A 20,932-nucleotide genomic window follows, 5' to 3' on the forward strand; every position below is an offset into this window, starting at 1 on the left:
CCGCACCGACCCACGCCGACACATTCCCGTACCACGAGGTGGACCAGCCATGACGACCGTGACGGAAGCCGACGCGCTCGCCGGGGTGCGTGACGCGCTCGGGCTGCTCAAGGACCGCGAGCAGGTGGCCGAGCGGCTCCTCGACTCCTCCGCCAGGCACTCCTTCGACCCCGACCGGGAGCTCGACTGGGACGCGCCCTTCGAGGAGGGCAAGTGGTTCTGGCCGCCCGAGCTGGTGTCGCTGTACGACACGCCGCTGTGGAAGCGGATGGGCGAGGAGCAGCGCGTCCTCCTCTCCCAGCACGAGGCCGCGGCGCTCGCCTCGCTGGGCATCTGGTTCGAGCTCATCCTCATGCAGCTGCTGGTCCGGCACATCTACGACAAGGCCGCCACGAGCGCCCACGTCCGCTACGCCCTCACCGAGATCGAGGACGAGTGCCGGCACTCGAAGATGTTCGCCCGCCTCATCTCGCGCGGCGACGCGCCCTGGTATCCGGTGAGCCGGGCCCACAGGAACCTGGGCCGGCTGTTCAAGACGATCTCCACGACCCCGGGCTCCTTCACGGCCACCCTGCTCGGTGAGGAGGTCCTCGACTGGATGCAGCGGCTCACGTTCCCCGACGAGCGGATCCAGCCGCTGATCAGGGGCGTCACACGGATCCACGTCGTGGAGGAGGCGCGGCACGTGCGCTACGCCCGCGAGGAGCTGCGGCGGCAGATGACGACCGCGCCCCGCTGGTCCCGGGAGTTCACCCGGATCACCTCCGGCGAGTTCGCCCGGGTGTTCTCGGTCGCCTTCGTCAACCCCGAGGTCTATACGAACGTCGGCCTCGACCAGCGGGAGGCCCTGGCCCAGGTGAAGGCCAGCGGGCACCGGCGGGAGGTCATGCAGACCGGGGCGAAGAAACTGACCGACTTCCTCGACGACATCGGTGTGCTGCGGGGAGCCGGGCGGCGGCTGTGGCGTTCGTCGGGACTCCTGGCGTAGCCGCTGCGCAGCCGCTCCGCACGGGGGTGCTTCGGCGTGCTCGGGCCCGGGGCAGGGGCAGGGTCCGGGCCCGGCGGGCCGAGGGGCGGCGGGGGGGCCGGCGCAGTGCGGAGGCCGTGGTGGGGGCGTGGCGATTACGCTGCGGGTATGGCCCCCTCCGCCCCCACGCCGTCCGCTGCGTCCGGCCGGTCCGTTCCGGCCGCCCCCGCCTACCGGCGGCTCAGCGTCGAGCAGCGGCGCAGCCAGCTGCTGGAGGCCGCGCTCACGCTGTTCGCGCACCGCGCGCCCGAGGAGGTGTCGCTGGACGACGTGGCGGAGGCGGCGGGCGTGTCGCGGCCGCTGGTGTACCGCTACTTCCCCGGCGGCAAGCAGCAGCTGTACGAGGCCGCTCTCCGCTCCGCCGCCGACGAGCTGCGGGGGTGCTTCGACGAGCCGCGCGAGGGTCCCCTGCTCCCCCGGCTGCACCGTGCCCTGGACCGCTATCTCGCCTTCGTCGACCAGCACGACGCCGGGTTCAGCGCCCTGCTCCAGGGCGGCAGCGTCGTCGAGACGTCCCGGACGACGGCCATCGTGGACGGGGTGCGCCGGGCCGCCGCCGAGCACATCCTCCGCCATCTGGGGGTCACCGGCCCGGGTCCGCGGCTGCGCATGACCGTACGGATGTGGATCACGGCGGTGGAGGCGGCCTCGCTGATCTGGCTCGACGAGGGCAAGCAGCCGCCGGTGGACGAGTTGCGGGACTGGCTGGTGGAGCAGTTCACCGCCGTGCTCACGGTGACCGCGGGGCGCGACCCGCAGACGGCGGCGATCGTCGCGGCGATCGCGGGAGATGGCTGACACTGGTCGTGTGAAGAGCGAAGACACCCCGTTCGAGGGCGGGCCCATGGACGGGCGCGTGCTGCCCGTGCTGGTGGGGCCGACCGGGCAACCGCCCAAGACCTATCGCATCCCGGTGCCGGACGCGCACGGCGGCCCGCCGACCGTCCTGGTCTACCGCAGGGTGCCGCGGGGCCACAGCAAGCGGCTGGGCACTCCGCAGGGGTGGAAGTACACGTTCGACCCGGCGGACGCCGGGACCCGGCGCACCGGCCTCGGCGGCCTCCGCCGGCTGTGGTCCCGGCCGGCCGGTGAGCCGCCGACCGGGTCGGGAGACGACACGCACGGGTGACCGATTGCGCCGATCCGCGCACACCCGGCGCGCGGATCCGGCGCACCCGTCGGAAGCTCTCGGTGCGGAGCGGCCCCGCTCCCCGTACCGGAGGTGATGGCGTGTCAGGAAGGTTGCCCCGTCTGTTCTGTACCGCTGCTCTCGCGGTCGGCACGGCCCTCGCGCCGCGACCCGCGACCGCCGCGCCCGACCCCGGACCACCCGAACGGCCCGGAACGCTCGGACAGCTCGAACGGCCCAAAGAGCCCGGTCCGACCGGACAGCGGACCACCGCCGAGCTGCTGACGGACCTTCACCGCCTGTACCAGGACGTGAAACGGGCCACCCAGACCTACGACGGCACCTCCCACCAGCTGGCGAAGCAGCGCGCGGAGGTGGAACGCTTGCAGGACGAGCTGGCCCGCGCCCGCCTCGCACTCCGGAACAGCCGGAACACGGCGGGACGGCTGGCCCGCCAGCAGTACCAGGCAGCCGCGGGCGGCGTCTCCCCCTACGTACGGCTCCTGCTCGCCCGCGATCCCCAGCGCGCCCTCGACGAGGGCCACGTCATCGGCCGGCTCTCCCACGAACGAGCCGCCGGGGCGCGGAGACTGGCGACCGGTGAGCGGCGTACCGCCACCCTGGCCCGCGCCTCCCGTGCCGCGCTGGACCGGCAGCTCTCCCTCGCCGGACGGCAGCAGAAGGACCGCGACGCCGTACGGGCGAAACTGGCCGACGTGGAGGCCCTGCTCGCCGCCCTCACCCCCGAACAGCTCGCCGCCGTCGCGCAATCGGAGAAGGGCGGGGCCGGCGCCGCGCAGACGCGGCAGCGGCCGGACGCGTCCGGGGCGCCCGGCACATCCGGGGCGCCAGGCCCGTCCGGCACCCCCGGTGCCCGGGGCGGCGAGGACGCTCCGGACACCGGCGACGACGGCAGGCCGTCCTCGTCGGCCCACCGGGCCGTGACCTACGCGCTGCGGCAGCTCGGGAAGCCGTACGTATGGGGCGCACAGGGCCCCCGGGCGTACGACTGTTCGGGGCTGACCTCCCAGGCGTGGGCCCACGCGGGTCACCCCGTCCCCCGGACCAGCCAGCAGCAGTGGGCGCGGCTGCCGAGGGTCCCGCTGGCCAGGCTGCGGCCCGGTGACCTGGTCGTCTACTTCCCCGCGGCCACGCACGTCGCGCTCTACATCGGCGGCGGCAAGGTCGTCCAGGCCCCGCGTCCCGGCCAGGACATCAAGGTCTCCCCGCTGGCCTTCGCCCCGGTCCTGGGGGCCGTACGCCCGGACGGGCGCCCGGGACCGGGCCGGCACTAGCGACCGGCGGCGGTGCCGGAGGACGGTCAGGAGAGGGAGGCGAGGTAGGCGCCTGTCCTGTCCGGGTCGTAGAAGAAGTCCTCGAAGTCCGCCGGGTCGTCGAAGCCGTTGGCGAACCGGTCGGCGGCGGGCTGGAGGTGCCCTGCCGCGCCGATGAGGTCCAGGACGTGCTCCGGAGGCGGGGTGAGCATCGCGTTGGTCCACTTGACGGCGTGCCGGGCGGTCGCCCAGTAGCGGTCGAAGGTGGCCTGCATCCAGGTCTCGTCGAACGCGCCGTCCCCGTGCTCCAGGATCGAGGCGAGATACGCGGCGGCGCACTTGGCCGCGGAGTTGGCGCCCTGCCCGGTGATCGGGTCGTTGGCCACGACGACGTCGGCCACGCCCAGCACCAGTCCGCCACCCGGCAGCCGGCCGACCGGCTTGCGGACGGTCGGGGCGTAGCGGCCGGACAACGTGCCGCCCGCGTCGGTCAGTTCGACCTTGGTCGCCCGCGCGTACTCCCAGGGGGTGTACCGCTCCATGAGGTCCAGGGTCAGGGCGAGGTGCTCGGCCGGGTCCCTGACGCCGTCGAAGACGTCGAGGGGGCCGCCGGGTATGCCCTCCCAGAACAGGATGTCCGCGCGCCCGGACAACGTCAGCGCCGGCATCACGAACAACTCGCCCACCCCGGGCACGAGGTTGCAGCGAACCGCGTCGTGATCCGGGTGCTCGGGACGCGGGCCGAGCCCGTGGACGTAGGCGACAGCCAGCGCGCGCTGCGGGGCGCCGAACGGGGAGCGGACGGCGTCACGCTCGAACATCGACACCAGTTCGCCCTTGCCCGCCGCGACCAGCACCAGGTCGTAGGCGCGGGAGAAGTAGTCGAGGTCGCCGACGGCCGCGCCGTGGATGACCAGTTGGCCGCCGCGCTGCGCGAACGCGTCCATCCAGCCGGCCATCTTCAGCCGCTGGTCGACCGACTGGGCGTACCCGTCGAGCCTGCCCACCCAGTCGACGGCACGCTGTGCCGGGCCCTGCGCCCACGAGCCCGGGGCCGCGACCGAGACGCCGAGGCCCTCGATCCTCGGGGCCTGGGATTCCCAGAAGCCGAGCTGGAGATCGCGCTCGTGCTGGAGTGCGGTGTGGAACATGCACTGCGTCGACATGACCCGGCCGGAGCGGATCTCGTCCGCGGTCCGGTGGGACATGAGGGTGACCTCGTACCCGTGCGACTGGAGTCCGAGGGCGAGCTGGAGTCCGGACTGGCCGGCTCCCACGACGAGTATCTTCCGCATACGGCAGGTGTCTCCCTGGTCGGGGGTGGTCCCGGGCGTTTCGGTTCGGGGGTGTCCGGCGTGCCGGGCTGTGTTCCAGCCGGCCCGAGCGCTATCCGGGGGCGGTCTCGAGGGCGTGGGCCACGAGGGACAGCAGGGTCTCGATCACCGCGATCCGGCGGCGGGCGTCCATGATCAGGACCGGTATGTGCGGGGGTACGGTCAGCGCCTCCCGTACGTCCTCCGGCTCGAACAGCTCGGTGCCGTCGAAGTGGTTGACCGCGACGACGTACGGCAGCCCGCAGCTCTCGAAGTAGTCGAGGGCGGGGAAGCAGTCCTTGAGGCGTCGGGTGTCGGCGAGCACGACGGCGCCGATCGCACCGCGCACCAGGTCGTCCCACATGAACCAGAACCGCTGCTGGCCCGGTGTGCCGAACAGATAGAGCACCAGGTCGTCGTCGAGCGTGATGCGGCCGAAGTCCATGGCCACCGTGGTGGTGGTCTTGCCGGGCGTGGCGGTGAGGTCGTCGGTCGCCTCGCTCGCCTGCGTCATCAGCGCCTCGGTCTGCAACGGCGTGATCTCGGAGACCGCCGTGACCAGGGTCGTCTTGCCGACGCCGAAGCCGCCGGCCACGACGATCTTCGTCGCGACCGGGGCCCGGGTGGTGTCCGTCTGCCAGGGCTTCAGGTCCTCCTCCGCGCCGGGTCCGGCACCGGCGGCGGCAACGTCGGAGACCGCGGTGTCAGAGACGGCGGCGTCAGAGACGGCGTAGTCCACTCAGCACCCTTTCCAGCAGAGCCCGGTCCGGACGGCCCACCCCGTGACCCGTCCCCGTGCCGTACACCCGGATCTTCCCCTGGTCCGCGAGATCGCTGAGCAGGACGCGGACCACGCCGAGCGGCATCTGCAACAGCGCGGCGATCTCGGCCACCGTACGCATCCGGCGGCACAGTTCGACGATCGCCCGCATCTCCGGCATGACCCGGGCGCCGAGCGTACTGTTCGTCAACTCCTTGTGCTCCGGCCCGGCTTCGAGGGCGGCGGTGCTGGCCACGAACGTCTCCACGAGGAGGACGTGGCCGAAGCGGGTACGGCCGCCGGTGAGCGAGTAGGGGCGGACCCGGGCCGGTCTGCGGTCACCGCCGCGGACCGGGAGCTGCTTCCTGGGCTGCGCCTCCCGGTGCGGTTTCCGGGACTTCGGCTGCTTCGGGGCGTCGGTCATCGGCCGCCGCCCGTCCCCGCCGACTCCACGGATCTGCGGAGTTCGCCGCGGAGTTCGGGGGTCAGGACGTGACCGGCGCGGCCGACGAAGAGTGCCATGTGGTACGCGACCACGTTCATGTCGCAGTCCGGGGAGCCGTGCACTCCGAGCAGCGAGCCGTCGCTGATCGACATGACGAAGAGGCTGCCCTCCTCCATCGCGACCATGGTGTGCTTGACCCCGCCGAACGCCAGCAGGCGGCCCGCGCCGACGGTGAGGCTCCCGATGCCGGAGACGACGGTGGCGAGGTCGGCGGCGGAACCCCGCGGGCCCTTGGGAGCGGCGGCACGCACCGCACGGGCGTCGGCGGCGGCGCCCGGGTCGGAGGACAGGAGCAGCAGGCCGTCGGACGAGACGACCGCCACCGACTGGATGCCCGGCACCTCCTCGACCAGGTTCGTCAGCAACCAGTGGAGATTGCGGGCTTCACTGCTCAGTCCGAAGGTACTGGGTGCGGTCAACTGCTTGCCTCCTCGACAGTTCCCCCCGTGGCTTCTTCGGCGGTTCGCTCCGCGGACCGGTCCGCGGGTCTCCTGTTCTGACCGGTCTGCTCGGCGATCTCCGCCGCCACGTCCCGGCGGCCGGCGTCCGCCCCCTGGCGGAAACCGCCCAGCTTGCGACGCAGCGCCTCGGCGTCCACGGACCGGGTCCGCGGGCCTGGAGCCTGGGTGGGTGCGGTGATGTTCGGGGTGCGCTTGGGAAGCCCCTTCGCCGTGACGACCTCGTCGGCCTCTTCGGCCTCGCCGGCCTCGCCGGGTTCATCGAGGCCGTCGGTGTCCTCGACGGCGAGGGCGTGCTTGGTGGTGCCGGTGGTGCCGGTGGCGTCAGGGGTGCGGGCGTGGTCGGCGGGCTGGGCCGGGTCGGCGTCCTCCAGGCCCGGACCGGGGCCGGCATCAGGATCGGCCGGGCCGGGGACCGTTCCGGCGCCGGATCCGGCGGCGAGGCCAGGTCCCGGGGCGCTGGGGTCCGGTCCGGCCGCGGGTTCGGGGATCAGCAGCTCCATCGTCGTCTCGGACGTGCGCTGCTCCGGTACGGCGGCGTGCTCACGGGCCTGCTCGGCGTGCGGGGCCGGCTGCATGGGCACGGGGGCCGACGTGTGCTCCCGCGCCGGGGCCGGGATGTCCCGGGTGGGTCCGGCTCCGGTCGCGGGCGCGGCCGTCTCCGGGTCCTCGTCGGCCTCTTGGTCCTCGTCTGCCTCGTCGACCTCGTCGTCGGCCTCTTCGTCGTCGGCCTCCGGGTGTCCGGCCGGGGCTTCCGCGGCCTTCCCGGTTGCTGCGGGTTCCCCGGCCTCCCTTGCCTGCCCGGCCTTCCCCGTGTCGTCGGCCTCCCCGGCCTCTCCCGTCTCCCCGGCCGACCCGACCGCCCGCTCCGCGAGCGTCACCAGCGGGTCGCCGTCGGCTTCCGGACCGGCGCCGCCGCCCGCCGCCGTACGGCCGGGCAGCACATTGCCGTTGGCCTCGGCGTTCGCCCCCGGCAGGGAGAACGCGGGCGTGCCACCGTTCACCGGGCCGGCGGCCGGGACCGCGGCCGACGGCGCCGCCGCGAGCAGGGGCTGGGGCAGGACCACGACGACCGCGGTGCCGCCCTGCTTCTGCTCGCGCAGCTGGACGCGCACACCGTGGCGGTGGGCGATACGGGCGACGACGTAGAGGCCGAGGCCCAGGCCCTCCTCGCCCTCCTGGTCGTACGGTGACTCGGGGTCGAACCCGGCGAGGCGGGTGTTGAGCCGGGTCATGCGCTCGGCGGCCATGCCGATGCCCTCGTCCTGGACGGAGAGCATGACCTCGCCGCTCTCCAGCAGCCAGCCGGAGATCTCGACGGGCAGGTCGGGCGGCGAGGAGGCGGTGGCGTTCTCCATCAGCTCGGCGAGCAGATGGCTCAGGTCGTCGGCGGCGAAGCCGGCCACATGGGCGTGCGGGGGCAGGGCGGCGATGCGGACCCGGTCGTAGCGCTCGATCTCGCTGACGGCGGCGCGCACCACGTCGACCAGCGGGACGGGGCCCGCGGACTGCTGGACGTGCTCGGAGCCCGCCAGGACGAGGAGGTTCTCGCTGTGGCGGCGCATCACCGTGGCGAAGTGGTCCAGCTTGAAGAGCGTGGACAGCCGGTCGGGGTCCTGCTCCCGTTCCTCCAGCCCCTCGATCACGGTGAGCTGGCGCTCGACCAGGCCGAGGGTGCGCAGCGCGAGGCCGACGAAGGTGCCGCCGATGCTGCTGCGCAGCCGCTCCAGCTGGGCCGCGGCGTCGGCGAGTTCGGTGCGCAGGTCCTCGCGGGCGTCGGCCATCTTCTGGCGCTGGCCGACGAGGTGCCTGCGGTCGGTCTCCAGGGTGGTGACCCGCTCGTGGAGGGCCGCGGCGTGCGCGTGGAGGGCGTTGACGGAGCGAACGACCTGGGCGAACTCGTCGTTGCGGCCGGTGAACCTGACGGGTTCCTCGGCGACCGGGTCCGCCGCCTCGGCCAGCCGGGCGGAGCCGCGGCGCAGCGCGGACAGCGGACGGGTGAGGGTGCGGGCCATGGCGGTGCTGACGCCGAGGGTGACGAGGAGGAGGACGCCGAGGGCGGCGACGCGGATCTCGAGCGCGGTGACGTCGTCGTCGCGCAGCCGGGCCAGATCCTTGGTGCGGTGGTCGTAGAGCGAGGACTCCACGCCGCGCATCATCTCGACGCGGGCCGACAGGGCCGCGTCCAGCTTCTTGGCGCTGGTGCCGAGTTCGCTGTCGCTGAGGGTGGGCTGGCCGGTGAGCCTGGTGAGGTAGGAGTCGGCGGAGTCGGCCTCGGGTCCGGTGACCGTCGTGTCGTAGGAGTGGACGGCGGACTGGGGCGCGTTCTCCCGGAAGCCGGCGAGGGCCGCGTCGGAGCGCACCCGGGCCTGCTGGGCGGCGGCGCTGAGGGCGTCGCGCTGCTTGGCGTCGGCGGCCGTGGAGACGGTCGTGGTGGTGGGCAGGCCGGTGAGGGGGTTGTAGACGGTCTGCGTGGTGGACGGCACGTCGAGCGCGGCGAGGAGCAGGCCGCGGGCCGCCGCCGACTGCTGGACGGCGGAGTCCAGTTCGGCGAGGGAGTAGGCGCCGGAGCCGGCGCGCGGGGGCATCTGTTCGGCGAGGTCCTCGGCGAGCCGGTGGAGCCGGCCGATCGTCGCGGAGTACGCCTCGTGCGCCTCGAGAGCGGTGCTCTTGCCGGTGAGCGCCGCTCGGCGTACGGACGCTATGGCGTCGAGGTCGGTGCGCAGCCCGGCGGGCGTGTCGGTGTCGGCGCGCAGGTCCTCGACCTCGCGGTCGACGCGGGCGCCGCGCTGCTCGTCGGGCGCCTTGTCCTTGGGGCGGCCCGCCGCGATGTAGGAGGTGACCTCGTCCCGCTCGTCGGCGAGCGAGTGGGCGAGGGTCAGCGCGTCCTGGGTGCGCTGCGCCAGCGTCACCAGGTCCTGGGAGTCGTTGAGCCGCTGCGAGGCGGCCAGCACGGTGGGCGCCCCGGCCGCGGCCACGGCGGCGGCCACCACGGCGACGGCCACGACGAGCCGATTGCGCACATGGGTGGGACGGCCCTTGCCGACGGGGGCGGCGGGCGTCTGCTCCGGACCTCCCGCGGGGGCCGACTGCTTCTCTGTGCGCCGAGGCCGCTTCTTCTGCACCGGTGCTCGCATTCCTGTACTCGGTACTCGTGTACTCAGGGGCCCGGGTCATGATGCTCCGTCATGCCGGAGCGTGGCGGCGCGCTGTCGTGAAACGCCGTCCCCCGGGGTCCCGACCCTCCCAGCGCTTCCGGGCAGTGGTCTCCCATCGCCCGACCCGCCACCCGAAGGAGTGAACATCGGGGAAGAGTTGGCGGGCAAGTTCCGGCGGCCTGTGCGCGTGCCCTGTCCGCCGGGCCGGTTGGACGCGGACGGCGGGGTTTGACAGTATTCGCCGCCACGGGTTTGCGGACCGCGCCAATCCCGGCCAAAACAGGCGCCTGAGCTGCGGGTGCGGGGCCTCGCCAAGACCGTCGCCGGCCTTTCGTGAAGCCTGTGGAGGGCTGGTGCAGACTGGCCGGATGCGTACGGACGTGGTTTCGGAGCCCGGTGCGCCCGGCCGCGCCGACGAGGACTTCGCGGGCATCGGGCTGCCGGTCTCGGGGCAGGGCGGCTGCCTGGTGGTCCTGGACGGGGTGACACCGCCCAGGAGCGGCACGGGGTGTCTGCATTCCGTTCCCTGGTTCACCGCGCGGCTCGGTGGTGCGCTGACCGAACTGACCGTTTCCCGTGAAGATCTGACGCTGGCCGAAGTCCTCTCCCGGGCGATCGTTCGCACAGGTGAGGCACACCGGGGCACCTGTGACCTTTCTCACCCGCGCACACCCCAGGCGACGGTGGTCCTGGCCCGCTGGTCACGGGAGACGGTCGAGTATCTGGTGCTGTGCGACTCGGTGCTGCTGCTGGAGTCCCCCGGCGGCACGGTGACCCCGGTGCGGGACGACCGGCTCTCCCGGCTGCCGCGCGCCGCGCTGGCCAGTGACGCGATCGTGGACGCCACGGTGCGCAACAAGGAGGGCGGCTTCTTCACCGCCGCCGCCGATCCGGCGGTCGCCGCCCGCGCGGTGACCGGCACCCTCCCGCGTACCGAGGTGCGTGCCCTGGCCGCGCTGACCGACGGCGCGGCCCGCTGGACGGAGTGCTTCCACGAGGGCGGCTGGACGGACCTGTTCGCCTTCGTCCGCGAGCGGGGCGCCCGGGCCCTGGTGGAGCGCGTACGGGAGCTGGAGACGGCGGACCGGGAGGAGCGGAGGTTCCTGCGCCGCGGCAAGACCCACGACGACGCGACGGTGGCGTACGCGGAGCTGTGACCTCCCCGGCCGGGCCGGGCCGGCCGGCCGGCTTGGACCGGACGACCGGACCCGGACGGCCTGGACCCGGGCGGTCGGCGCCCTGCCCGGCGCGCCCCGAGGTCCGCCCGGTCGCCGCCGCCGGGGTGTCACCTCTTCAGGCCGTTCTTCAGGCCGTCATCTCTCCATGCTCCGGTTGAGGTGGTTCAGGAGGCGGGCGAGTTCGGCGACCTCGTCGGGGTTCCAGTCGGCGAGCCTGTGGACGTAGGAGGCGCGTCGTGCCTCACGGACCTTCCCGACCCGGCCGCGGCCCTCCTCCGTCAGATGGACGAGCCAGGCCCGGCCGTCGGCGGGGTCGGGTTCGCGGGCCACCAGGCCGAGGTCCTCCAGGGCGCGCAGCTGCCGGGACATGGTGGCCTTGCCGACCCCGATGTAGGCGGCGAGCTCCGTGGCGCGCTGGCGGCCGCATTCGTCCAGACGGACCAGCAGACCGTACGCGGCCGATTCCAGGTCGGGGTGCACCTCCCGCGCCATCTCGGTCTGGTTGGACCGGGCGCGGCGCAGGAACACCGTCAGCTCGCGCTCCAGGGAGAGGAATTCCCTCTCGGCGCCCCCCGGCGACGGCATCCCGGTCTCCGCCCGGTGCTCCTCGCCGATTCCGTCCTCGTGCACGTCAGCCCCTCTGACCCGGTTTCCCGCTCGTGAAAGTTTCCGCCAGACGCAGCCATAGCCGCAGCTCGGCAAGTATTTCGCAGGCGTAGACCAACGGCAGCCTCCGGACCCCCTTCCCAGCGGCCGGTCTACGTGCGTAGCGTCGCGGCCGGAGCGGCAGTGACATGTACGCGCCATAACTCCCCGGTGCGGGTCAATCCTGCCCCCGTACGGCGGACATCCCCGCCCTCCCCACCGCGCACCACCCAGCCCGCGGAGGCACGATATGCCCGTGCTCAGATCCCAGATAACCCAGTTTCGCCGCATAGGCGCCATACGCCCCTCACGGGACGTCAGCTCCCGTACCGACCGGAACTCTCCCGCCTCCCTCACCACGCCCGCACCGCGCGCCCGGGTCCTCCGCGGACCGCGCCGGCTGCTCCGCCTCACCACCGCGGGTGTGCTGCTCGCCGCACTCTCCTCGCTGTCCGCCCTCCCCGCCTCCGCCTCCGACACGGCCTCACCGGTCTCACCGGTCTCTCCGGCCTCACCCGGACGCGGCAGCGCCTACATGGGCATGGGCGTGCTCTCCCACGACGGACAGGACGGTTCCCCGTCCGAGCGTGCCGCGGCCACCGCCCAGACGGAGGGCGTGGACGTCGCCAGCTACCAGGGCGACGTCTCCTGGTCCACCCTGTGGAGCAGCGGCGTCAGATGGGCCTACACCAAGGCGACCGAGGGGACGTACTACACGAACCCCTACTTCTCGCAGCAGTACACCGGCTCCTACGACGTCGGCATGATCCGCGGCTCGTACCACTTCGCGACCCCCGACACCACGAGCGGCGCCAGCCAGGCGAACTACTTCGTCGACCACGGCGGCGGCTGGTCCGGGGACGGCAGGACGCTGCCGGGTGTGCTCGACATCGAGTGGAACCCCTACGGCGACGCCTGCTACGGCAAGTCCACCGACGGGATGGTCAGCTGGATCTCCGACTTCCTCAGCACCTACAAGTCCCGCACCGGACGCGACGCCGTGATCTACACGGCCACCACCTGGTGGACCCAGTGCACCGGGAACTACAGCGGTTTCGCCTCCGCCAACCCGCTGTGGATCGCCCGGTACGCCTCCGACGCGGGGACACTGCCGGCCGGATGGTCGTACTACACGATGTGGCAGTACACGTCGTCCGGGCCGACCGTCGGTGATCGCGACAAGTTCAACGGCGCCCTCGACCGCGTCCAGGCGCTCGCCAACGGCTGAGTCCGCGTCCCCCGCCGGTGGCTGAGTCCGTGTCCGGGCGCTCGCCGGCGGCTGAGTCCGCGTCACGCGGCAGCGGCCGGGCCCGTGCCGTACGGTGCCGGCGAAGGCCCGGGTCTCCCTCACGGAACCCGGGCCTTCCCCTGATCCGGCCGCCTCCGTCACGCGGCGACCGGAACCTCCGGCGCGGCCCCGCTGACGGCGGGTGCGAGCGCCAGCTCCAGGACCTGGCGGACGTCCGTCACCGTGTGGACGTCCAGCCTGTCCAGCACCTCGGCCGGGACGTCGTCCAGGTCGGGCTCGTTGCGCTTGGGGATGATCACCGTGGTGACCCCCGCCCGGTGCGCGGCGAGCAGCTTCTGCTTCACGCCGCCGATCGGCAGCACCCGGCCGGTCAGCGACACCTCGCCGGTCATCGCCACGTCCGTACGGACCAGCCGGCCGGAGAGCAGCGACGCGAGGGCCGTCGTCATGGTGACGCCGGCGCTCGGGCCGTCCTTGGGGACCGCGCCCGCCGGGAAGTGGATGTGCACGCCCCGGTCCTTCAGATCGGCGACGGGCAGCTCCAGTTCGGCACCGTGGGAGCGCAGGAAGCTCAGCGCGATCCGCGCCGACTCCTTCATCACGTCACCCAGCTGGCCGGTCAGGGTCAGTCCGGCCGCACCGGTCTCCGGGTCGGCCAGCGACGCCTCGACGAACAGGACGTCACCCCCCGCGCCGGTGACCGCGAGACCGGTGGCGACACCGGGGACCGCCGTACGGCGCTCGGCCGGGTCCTGCGCCGACTCGGGCACATGGTGCGGCCGTCCGAGCAGACCGCGCAGATCGGCGTCGGTGACGGTGGACGGCAGCTCCCGCTCGCCGAGTTCGTGCTGCGCGGCGACCTTGCGCAGCAGCCGTGCGACGGCCCGCTCCAGGTTGCGCACGCCCGCCTCACGCGTGTACTCGCCGGCCAGCCTGCGCAGCGCGCCCTCGTCGAGGGCCACCTCGTCCTGGTGCAGACCCGCCCGCTCCAGCTGACGCGGGAGCAGGTGGTCACGGGCGATGACGACCTTCTCGTCCTCGGTGTAGCCGTCCAGCCGGACCAGCTCCATACGGTCGAGCAGAGCCTCCGGGACGGCCTCCAGCACGTTGGCCGTGGCGAGGAAGACGACGTCGGAGAGGTCGAGCTCGACCTCCAGGTAGTGGTCGCGGAAGGTGTGGTTCTGTGCCGGGTCCAGGACCTCCAGCAGGGCCGCCGCCGGGTCGCCGCGGAAGTCGGAGCCGACCTTGTCGATCTCGTCGAGCAGCACCACCGGGTTCATCGACCCGGCCTCCTTGATCGCCCGCACGATCCGGCCGGGCAGCGCGCCGACATACGTACGGCGGTGGCCGCGGATCTCCGCCTCGTCGCGGACGCCGCCGAGGGCCACGCGGACGAACTTGCGGCCCATGGCGTGGGCCACGGACTCGCCGAGGCTGGTCTTGCCGACGCCGGGCGGGCCGACCAGGGCCAGCACCGCGCCGCCGCGCCGGCCGCCCACGACCCCCAGGCCGCGGTCGCTGCGCCGCTTGCGCACCGCCAGATACTCGGTGATGCGCTCCTTCACGTCCTCCAGGCCCGCGTGCTCGGCGTCCAGGACCGCCTTGGCGCCCCGGATGTCGTAGGCGTCCTCGGTGCGCTCGTTCCAGGGCAGTTCGAGGACCGTGTCGAGCCAGGTGCGGATCCAGGAGCCCTCGGGCGACTGGTCGGAGGCCCGCTCCAGCTTGTCGACCTCCTTGAGGGCGGCCTCGCGGACCTTCTCCGGCAGGTCGGCTGCCTCCACCCGGGCGCGGTAGTCGCCGGACTCCTCGCCGTCCGACTCCCCGTTCAGCTCGCGCAGCTCCTTGCGGACGGCCTCCAGCTGACGGCGCAGCAGGAACTCGCGCTGCTGCTTGTCGACGCCCTCCTGGACGTCCTTGGCGATGGACTCGGCGACGTCCTGCTCGGCCAGGTGGTCGCGCAGCTGCTGGGTGGCGAGCTTCAGCCGGGCCACCGGGTCGGCGGTCTCCAGCAGCTCCACCTTCTGCTCGGTGGTGAGGAACGGCGAGTAGCCGGAGTTGTCGGCGAGCGCGGCGACGCCGTCGATGGCCTGCACCCGGTCCACCACCTGCCAGGCGCCGCGCTTGCGCAGCCACGCGGTGGCCAGCGCCTTGTACTCCTTCATCAGCTCGGCGGCCTGACCCGGCAGCGGCTCGGGCACGCTCTCGTCGATCCGGGTGCCCTCGACCCACAGTGCCGCACCGGGCCCCGTGGTCCCGGCGCCGATCCGGACCCGGTCCCGGCCGCGGATCAGCGCGCCCGGATCGCCGTCGGCCAGCCGTCCGACCTGCTCGACGGTGCCGAGCACACCGGTCGTCGCGTACGTCCCGTCGATCCGCGGCACCAGGAGGACCCGGGGCTTCCCGGGTTCGGCGCGCGCGGCGGCCTGGGCGGCCTCCACCGCGGCGCGTACATCGGCGTCGCTCAGGTCCAGCGGAACCACCATCCCGGGCAGCACGACCTCGTCGTCGAGCGGCAGCACGGGCAGGGTGAGCGGTGTGAACGCCGTGGACTCAGCAGCCATGATCTCCCCTTCGGCAGTCAAGTTGAGTTATGCCGACTCAATGCACGGGGGCGATCGATTGTTCCCCTGGGGGCGTTCGCTGTCAGCGATCAGTGACGGGCACGGGCGCCGGAGGCGGCCGAAGCGCAGGAACCGGCGGACGCGGCAGGCGCGGCGGGCACGGCGGCAGGCGCTGTGGTCGCCGCGGACACGGCGGGCGCCGCGGGCACGGGCGGCCGGGTGCGGGTCTGCCGCCACCGGCGGAGGAGGGGCCAGGTCGCCACCCCGATGGCCAGGGCGATCAGATGACCCCAGTTCGTCATCGGGTCGCTGAACTGGAGCAGGTCCTCGCCGAGCATCCCGCCGAACAGGGCCAGCAGCGGCCAGCGCAGCCACGATGTGAGCAGCCCGGCCAGCGCCCCGACGCTCGCGGCGACACCGAAACTGATGCCGTAGTCGAGCCGGTGCAGCGAGCTTTCGGGCAGGTGCCCGACCAGGACGGCGATCCCGACCGTGCCCTCGGTGAGGAGGGTGGCCAGGATGTGGCCGAGCAGGAACACGGCGGCGGCGCACCACGCGCCGGTACGGCGTTCCAGCGCGGTCAGCACCAGCAGGAACCCGCACACGAACGGCGACGCGAACCCGCCCGCCACCCACAGCGCGCTGGCGAGCAGCACCGTGCCCGGGTCGGACAGCAGATGGGCCACGTCGGTGCTGGAGCTCTGTTGCAGGGCGTCCACGAGAGCGGGGTCGGCGTACCGGGCGATCAGCGAGGTGACGGCCAGGACGACGGCGTAGCCGAAGGTGAAGGGGGTGCCGGTGGGGGTGGGGAACAGCCGCCAGGGCCGGAACCCGGCACGAGCGGCACGGAACCGGGCCGGGACGGCTTCGAACCGGGCGGCTGCGGTGCGAGGACGGCGGGGGGCCTGGGCGGACGGGGTGGACAGGGTGGACGGGACGGGCGCGGCGGGCAGGGCGGGAACCACGGACACCGCCGCGCGCGGGTCCGGGCGCGTCGGTCCCGGCTGGGCGGGCAGCGCGTCGAGGAGGTCGCCGGTCCCGGTGTCGAGGAGACAGCCGGTCCCGGAGGCGCGGAGATCACCCGTCCGGGGAAGAGGCGTGCGCGGGGCCGCAGGACTGTGTTCCTCCGTCGTGTCGGCCGTCGCGGTACGTTCCACGGTGGGGTGCTCCTTCCGTCGTACCCCACCTTTCGGGCCCCGCCCGGCCGCTGTCTGTGACCGACACCACGCGGGGCGCGATTCTCAGGAACTTCGAAGGCGTCTCACGCGTCCCTCTCATACGGGCGCCCGTGGATGCTCACGGATGCCGGCCGGGGACGTCGGGGGACGTTCCGGGGCGGACGGTGCTCAGGGCCGCAGCAGCGTCACCTCCCGGGCGTGGGCGGCCCGGAGGGCGGCGTCCCAGTCGCCCGTGCAGTAGACCGAGATCTCACCGATGGCGCCGTCGCGGACCTCGGCACGCATCAGCTCACGGCAGTACCAGCTCCCCTGCTCGTCCTCCCAGCGTTCCTCCCACTCGAGGACCAGCCCGGTGTCGGTCACGTCAACACGGTGGCGCGGCACGGTGCCCAGGGACGGGTGGAACCGGCGGCGCAGACCGACGAGTTCGTCGCGCCCCGCGGTCTGGACCCGCCACCGGGGCAGGGTGAGGTCGAGGAACACGTCGTCGGTGAAGAGGCCGTCGGGCGCGGTGTCGGTCTCGATGAAGCACACGAAGAGCTCGGCGAGCTCCTTGGCGCGGACGGTGTCGAGGGAGCCTCGCGGGTTCATGACGCCGCCTTCGCGAGGTTGGCGCCGACGACCTCCATCGTGCGGTCCAGCTCGGCGGTCGGGCTGAACTCGACGATCTCGGTGCCGGCGAAGAGGAGCGGGAGGTGACCGGGGGCGCCGTAGTAGGTGTCACCGGCGTGGAAGACCTCGTCATGACCGGCGTAGCGGAACACGAGCCGGCCGGTGAGGACCTGGCCCCAGTGCGGGCACTGGCAGCGGTCCTCGGGCAGTCCGCGGAACAGCGGTGCGGGGTCGATGTCCTGCTTCACGGTCTCGTAGCCGACGGTGTAGGGCCCGAGCCGGGCGTAGCGGCCCTCGATGACCGGCTCGTCCAGCGTCAGCTCGGCCTCGGCCTTGGATGTACGGGGCATGATGTCCTGCCTTCACCTTCACGGCCGTACCTCTGTCGTACGGCGCCCTGTGCCCCGTAGGGCGTGAGGCCGGGCGGCACGATGTGCGACGGGGCCTCACAGCCGCCAGTCGGGCGGGGTCTCGGGCCGGTAGACGCAGAGGGTGCCGGTGCTCAGGGCGGTGGTGAGGTGCCGGCCGAGGTCGGGGTGGGCGTCGGCGACCCGGCGTACGGCGGTACGGATGCGGGCGGTGACGGCGGTGCGGGCGCGCTCGGCGGGCGAGCCGGCCCGGCGGACGCGGCCGCCGATGCCGTAGGCCGCGGACAGCTGCCCGAGCAGGGCGTCCCGCTCGGCGGCGACACGCTCCGAGCGCCGGGCGTCGCCGGCCGTGTCCGCGTCCTCGGCCTCCGTGTCCAGCTCGCGCAGCCGGCGCCGGTAGGCGGCCCGTGCGGTGGCGTCGACGACCTCGCCGGTGTCGCCCACCGGGTGCAGCCCCTCGGCGCGCGCGACTGTGGCGGGTGCCGCGGCGGCGGGGGCGGCGGCCAGCTCGACGGCGGGGACGGGGATGCCGGGGCGGGCGAGGAGCACGGCGATGTCACGCAGCCCCTTGCTGTCGGCGAGCCGCACCTCACGGCCGGCGTAGGCGAGGTGCCAGAGGGGGCCTTCACGCCGGAAGACGGCCACCGCGGATCCTGGGCGGAGCCCTTCGGCGGCACGGGAGCCGCCGGGACGGGCGGAGGCACGACGGTCACCGGGGCCGACGGCCCCACCGGACCCGTCGGACCCAGCGGACCCGGCGGCGCCGGGGTCGCCGCTCTCCGTCCCGATCCGTGCGGCAAGCGCCGGCGCGCCCGCTTCCCGGGCCGCCCGCAGGGCCCGTTCCCGGTGGGCGAGCGCCCGCTCCGGGTCGGCCATGGCCGCCGCGAGCAGCGCCAGATGCCGCTCGACCGGTCCGCGTACCGCCGCGCCGATGCCCTCGACGACGAACAGCCCGGCGTACGGAGCGAGGAGGTCGTACAGCAGCGGCGCCGCGGGGTGGGCGCCGAGTACGCCCACCGTCTCCGCCGCCTGCGCCGCCATCGGCAGCCACTCGCTGTCGCGCGGCCCGGTGGCGAGCCGGGGTGCCACGGCCGACAGCCGCAGCGCGGCCTCGTCGAGGCGGCCGTACTGCGCGGCGAGCAGCGCCAGCGTGACCCGGGGCCACAGGCCGGGCAGCCGGTCCAGCGGGGGCATGGCGGCGAGCAGCCGGGTCATGGCGCCGAGGTCACCGGTCTCGGTGTACAGGCACCAGCGCTGGGTGCCGGCCAGCAGGGCGGCGTTGGCGCTGCCGGCGGCCCGGCCGAGCGCCTCCGTCTCCTCGGCGGCGGCCGCGCAGTCGTCGTAGCGGCCCTCGCGCAGCGCCCGGGAACCGCGCCAGAGCGGCACGTACCAGGCGTACAGGGGCCGCCGCAGCGGCCGTACGGCCGTCTCGTACGCGAGGGCCTCGGCGTCGGCGGCGCCGAGGTCACCGGTCTCCAGGAGTGCGACGAGCCGGAAGCGGCGCCCGAGCAGTTCCAGCACGGGATCGGACAGAGCGCGGCCGATGCCGACGGTCTCACCGCTCCGGGCGAGCCGCTCCCGGCAGTGGTCCGGCCCGGACCGGGCGTCGCACAGCGCGGCGAGCGCGGGCCCGAGCGCGACGGGGTCACCGGCCTCACGGGCCGTGCGTACGGCCTCCTCGGCGAGGCCGACCCGCCGTTCCTCGCTCTCCACGAGGGCGGTGGCGAGCGAGAGCCGGGCGGTGACGAGGGCGCGCAGGGCGGGGTGCGCGGCCGGGAGGGCGGCACGGGCCTCGGTGAGCAGGTCGAGCTGCTCACGGTCCGCGAGGTCGACCTCGAAGCCGACGGCTCCGGTACCGAGCCCGAGGGCGGCGCGGGCGAGCAGGTCCGGACGGCGCGCGGCACGGGCGAGACGCGCGGCGCGCAGCAGAACGGCACGCGAGCCCTCCCGCTCGCCGGCCCCGAGACGCGCGGAGCCGAGGCCGAGCAGCACTTCGACCAGGTCGGTGTCACTGTCGGTGTCGGTGTCGGTGTCGCCGGGAGCGGGGCCGGCGTGTTCGTACGCCTCCGCGGCGCGCTCGTACCAGCGGGCCGCGTCCTCGAAGGCGGACAGGGCCTCGGCGCGGACGGCGGCCTCGCGGGCGTACGCGGCGGCCTTCCGGATGCGCTCGGGGCCTGCCAGCAGGAGATGGTGCGCGACCTCGGCGGGGCCGGTGTCGCGGCCCCGGCGGGCGTGGCCGGCCAGGACCTCGGCGACGGCGTGGTGCAGCCCGGCCCGCCCGGCGGGGGTGAGGATGCCGTAGACGGCCTCGCGCAGCAGGTCGTGGCGGAAGGCGGCCCGGTCCGGGGCGACCTCTCCCAGCAGTCCCGCCCTGTCCGCCTCCCCGAGCAGTCCCCGTACCTCCGCGAGCGGCACCCCGGCGGCCTCGGCGAGCACGTCGATCCGGAACCGTGTGCCGAGCACCGCGGCGACGTCCAGGACACGGGCGGCGCGCGGACCGAGTTCCCCGAGCCGGGCGGCGACCGCCGCACGGACGGCCGCGGAGGGCACCCCCGCGGTCTCCGCCGCCTCCGCCGACCCTGCCGCCTCGGTCGCGGGCGTACCGCCGCCGTCAAGGCCGCCGCCCCGGAACGGCTCCGCGGCACCCCCGGCGGGAACCACGCCCCCGGCCCGCAGCGCCTCCGTGACGAAGAACGCCTCGCCCCCCGTCCGGCGCAGCAGGGCGCGGAGCACCTCCGCGGTGGGCGGGGCGCCGGTCGCCGTCTCGACGAGGGCCGCCACGTCCGGTGCGCGCAGCGGACCCAGCGGCAGGGTGCGGCCCCGGCGGAGGAGCTGGGCACGGGCCCAGGCACGGTCGTGCCAGGCCGAGTCGTCTTCGCGGGCCGTCGCCAGGAGCAGGACGGGGGCCGTACGGGCGGTGTCCGCGAGCTCCAGGAGCAGGCGCAGGGAAGAGGCGTCCGCGGCGTGCAGGTCGTCCAGCACCAGCAGGAGCGGGCGGCGCAGGGCCGCCGTGGTGAGGAGTTCGGCCACATCGCCGGTCAGGCGCAGTCGAGCGCTCTCCGGATCCGCGTCACCGCCGGGCGAACGCGGTCCCGCCGCCGCACCCGGCACCGTGTCCGGCGCCGCACCCGACACCAGCGTCCGCAGTGGCGGTGACGCGGCGACCAGCCGGCCGCACCGCACGTCGTCGGCCGCCAGTTCGCGCAGCAGGCGTGACCAGGGGCGGAAGGCGCGGCCCGCCGTGCCCGGCGGGCACCAGATCCACAGGGGGCGGAAACCGGCGGACCGCGCGGCGGCCTCCTCGGCGGTACGGGTCTTGCCCGCCCCCGACGCGCCGGTCAGCGTGACGAGGCCGCCCCGGCCCACGGCGGCACGCTCCAGCGCGTCCCCGAGTTCGCCCAGCACGTCCTCGCGTCCCACGAAGGGGTAGCCCGCGGCCACCGCATCACCCCGCAGTCGTCCGCATCCCGGTGCTCCCGGCTTCGAGCGTAGGCACAACTGGTCCCGGCGGCGCGCG

At 74.2% G+C, this 20,932-nt stretch carries 17 protein-coding genes; 6 read left to right on the top strand and 11 right to left on the bottom strand.

All coding sequences use genetic code 11. From position 1 onward, the window contains the following. The first annotated feature begins 49 nt into the window (after positions 1 to 49). The 4 genes from ABZ862_RS27185 to ABZ862_RS27200 all read left to right on the top strand — a co-directional run bounded on the left by ABZ862_RS27185 (position 50) and on the right by ABZ862_RS27200 (position 3,451). Positions 50 to 988 carry a diiron oxygenase gene (locus ABZ862_RS27185; protein WP_360963119.1) on the top strand — a complete coding sequence of 313 codons (939 nt, stop codon included), beginning with the start codon at positions 50 to 52 and terminating at the stop codon, positions 986 to 988. Between the two features lie 147 nt (positions 989 to 1,135). Next, positions 1,136 to 1,825: a TetR/AcrR family transcriptional regulator gene (locus ABZ862_RS27190; protein ID WP_360963122.1), complete on the top strand. Its 690-nt coding sequence runs from the start codon at positions 1,136 to 1,138 to the stop codon at positions 1,823 to 1,825. Continuing rightward, entirely contained in the window at positions 1,818 to 2,156 is a 339-nt protein-coding gene (locus tag ABZ862_RS27195) for a hypothetical protein (protein ID WP_360963125.1), read from the top strand. Before ABZ862_RS27190 ends, ABZ862_RS27195 begins: the two co-directional genes overlap by 8 nt. Positions 2,157 to 2,257: 101 nt before the next feature. Then, the gene (locus ABZ862_RS27200) at positions 2,258 to 3,451 is read left to right on the top strand and encodes an NlpC/P60 family protein (protein WP_360963128.1); all 1,194 of its coding nucleotides are present in this window, start codon (positions 2,258 to 2,260) and stop codon (positions 3,449 to 3,451) included. Positions 3,452 to 3,477: 26 nt separating this feature from the next. Here the strand turns inward: ABZ862_RS27200 and ABZ862_RS27205 are convergent, their stop codons facing one another. The 5 genes from ABZ862_RS27205 to ABZ862_RS27225 form a co-directional block, all read right to left on the bottom strand. Next, positions 3,478 to 4,725, bottom strand: coding sequence for a styrene monooxygenase/indole monooxygenase family protein (locus tag ABZ862_RS27205; RefSeq protein ID WP_360963131.1), 1,248 nt, complete (start codon positions 4,723 to 4,725; stop codon positions 3,478 to 3,480). A gap of 91 nt (positions 4,726 to 4,816) precedes the next feature. After that, positions 4,817 to 5,392: an ATP/GTP-binding protein gene (locus ABZ862_RS27210; RefSeq protein ID WP_360963266.1), complete on the bottom strand. Its 576-nt coding sequence runs from the start codon at positions 5,390 to 5,392 to the stop codon at positions 4,817 to 4,819. A 70-nt stretch (positions 5,393 to 5,462) separates the two neighbouring features. Further along, positions 5,463 to 5,927: a DUF742 domain-containing protein gene (locus ABZ862_RS27215; protein WP_360963134.1), complete on the bottom strand. Its 465-nt coding sequence runs from the start codon at positions 5,925 to 5,927 to the stop codon at positions 5,463 to 5,465. Next, positions 5,924 to 6,427 carry a roadblock/LC7 domain-containing protein gene (locus ABZ862_RS27220; protein WP_360963137.1) on the bottom strand — a complete coding sequence of 168 codons (504 nt, stop codon included), beginning with the start codon at positions 6,425 to 6,427 and terminating at the stop codon, positions 5,924 to 5,926. The genes ABZ862_RS27215 and ABZ862_RS27220 overlap by 4 nt, the downstream gene beginning before the upstream one ends. Continuing rightward, on the bottom strand, positions 6,424 to 9,591 hold the full coding sequence (locus ABZ862_RS27225; RefSeq protein ID WP_360963140.1) for a nitrate- and nitrite sensing domain-containing protein: 3,168 nt from the start codon (positions 9,589 to 9,591) through the stop codon (positions 6,424 to 6,426). The genes ABZ862_RS27220 and ABZ862_RS27225 overlap by 4 nt, the downstream gene beginning before the upstream one ends. Before the next feature lie 401 nt (positions 9,592 to 9,992). Between ABZ862_RS27225 and ABZ862_RS27230 the strand changes: the two genes are divergently transcribed. Further along, positions 9,993 to 10,781: a hypothetical protein gene (locus tag ABZ862_RS27230; RefSeq protein WP_360963143.1), complete on the top strand. Its 789-nt coding sequence runs from the start codon at positions 9,993 to 9,995 to the stop codon at positions 10,779 to 10,781. Positions 10,782 to 10,937: 156 nt separating this feature from the next. Here ABZ862_RS27230 and ABZ862_RS27235 read toward each other — a convergent pair whose 3' ends face one another. Beyond that, positions 10,938 to 11,387: a MarR family transcriptional regulator gene (locus ABZ862_RS27235; RefSeq protein ID WP_360963269.1), complete on the bottom strand. Its 450-nt coding sequence runs from the start codon at positions 11,385 to 11,387 to the stop codon at positions 10,938 to 10,940. A 460-nt stretch (positions 11,388 to 11,847) separates the two neighbouring features. Here ABZ862_RS27235 and ABZ862_RS27240 point away from each other — a divergent pair, with 460 nt between their 5' ends. Next, positions 11,848 to 12,675 carry a lysozyme gene (locus tag ABZ862_RS27240; RefSeq protein WP_360963271.1) on the top strand — a complete coding sequence of 276 codons (828 nt, stop codon included), beginning with the start codon at positions 11,848 to 11,850 and terminating at the stop codon, positions 12,673 to 12,675. A gap of 158 nt (positions 12,676 to 12,833) precedes the next feature. Here ABZ862_RS27240 and lon read toward each other — a convergent pair whose 3' ends face one another. The 5 genes from lon to ABZ862_RS27265 all read right to left on the bottom strand — a co-directional run bounded on the left by lon (position 12,834) and on the right by ABZ862_RS27265 (position 20,856). Next, positions 12,834 to 15,257, bottom strand: a complete 2,424-nt coding sequence (gene lon, locus ABZ862_RS27245) for an endopeptidase La (RefSeq protein WP_360963146.1) — start codon at positions 15,255 to 15,257, stop codon at positions 12,834 to 12,836. Between the two features lie 89 nt (positions 15,258 to 15,346). Further along, the gene (locus ABZ862_RS27250; RefSeq protein WP_360963149.1) at positions 15,347 to 16,414 is read right to left on the bottom strand and encodes a rhomboid-like protein; all 1,068 of its coding nucleotides are present in this window, start codon (positions 16,412 to 16,414) and stop codon (positions 15,347 to 15,349) included. Between the two features lie 189 nt (positions 16,415 to 16,603). After that, a complete protein-coding gene (locus ABZ862_RS27255; protein WP_360963151.1) occupies positions 16,604 to 17,026 on the bottom strand; it encodes a hypothetical protein in 423 nt (140 codons plus the stop codon). Then, positions 17,023 to 17,397, bottom strand: a complete 375-nt coding sequence (locus tag ABZ862_RS27260; protein WP_360963154.1) for a hypothetical protein — start codon at positions 17,395 to 17,397, stop codon at positions 17,023 to 17,025. The genes ABZ862_RS27255 and ABZ862_RS27260 overlap by 4 nt, the downstream gene beginning before the upstream one ends. Positions 17,398 to 17,493: 96 nt before the next feature. Next, positions 17,494 to 20,856 carry an AAA family ATPase gene (locus ABZ862_RS27265; protein WP_360963157.1) on the bottom strand — a complete coding sequence of 1,121 codons (3,363 nt, stop codon included), beginning with the start codon at positions 20,854 to 20,856 and terminating at the stop codon, positions 17,494 to 17,496. Between the last annotated feature and the right edge of the window lie 76 nt (positions 20,857 to 20,932).

Origin of the sequence: Streptomyces sp. NPDC047000 (assembly GCF_040644295.1) — a bacterium.
In the GTDB taxonomy this organism is placed as follows: Bacteria; Actinomycetota; Actinomycetes; order Streptomycetales; family Streptomycetaceae; genus Streptomyces.

Coding starts and splice junctions, on each gene's coding strand:
- ABZ862_RS27185 (WP_360963119.1), top strand. CDS start 50: ATGACGACCGTGACGGAAGCCGACGCGCTCGCCGGGGTGCGTGACGCG.
- ABZ862_RS27190 (WP_360963122.1), top strand. CDS start 1,136: ATGGCCCCCTCCGCCCCCACGCCGTCCGCTGCGTCCGGCCGGTCCGTT.
- ABZ862_RS27195 (WP_360963125.1), top strand. CDS start 1,818: ATGGCTGACACTGGTCGTGTGAAGAGCGAAGACACCCCGTTCGAGGGC.
- ABZ862_RS27205 (WP_360963131.1), bottom strand. CDS start 4,725: ATGCGGAAGATACTCGTCGTGGGAGCCGGCCAGTCCGGACTCCAGCTC.
- ABZ862_RS27215 (WP_360963134.1), bottom strand. CDS start 5,927: ATGACCGACGCCCCGAAGCAGCCGAAGTCCCGGAAACCGCACCGGGAG.
- ABZ862_RS27230 (WP_360963143.1), top strand. CDS start 9,993: ATGCGTACGGACGTGGTTTCGGAGCCCGGTGCGCCCGGCCGCGCCGAC.
- ABZ862_RS27235 (WP_360963269.1), bottom strand. CDS start 11,387: ATGCCGTCGCCGGGGGGCGCCGAGAGGGAATTCCTCTCCCTGGAGCGC.
- lon (WP_360963146.1), bottom strand. CDS start 15,257: ATGGCTGCTGAGTCCACGGCGTTCACACCGCTCACCCTGCCCGTGCTG.
- ABZ862_RS27255 (WP_360963151.1), bottom strand. CDS start 17,026: ATGAACCCGCGAGGCTCCCTCGACACCGTCCGCGCCAAGGAGCTCGCC.
- ABZ862_RS27260 (WP_360963154.1), bottom strand. CDS start 17,397: ATGCCCCGTACATCCAAGGCCGAGGCCGAGCTGACGCTGGACGAGCCG.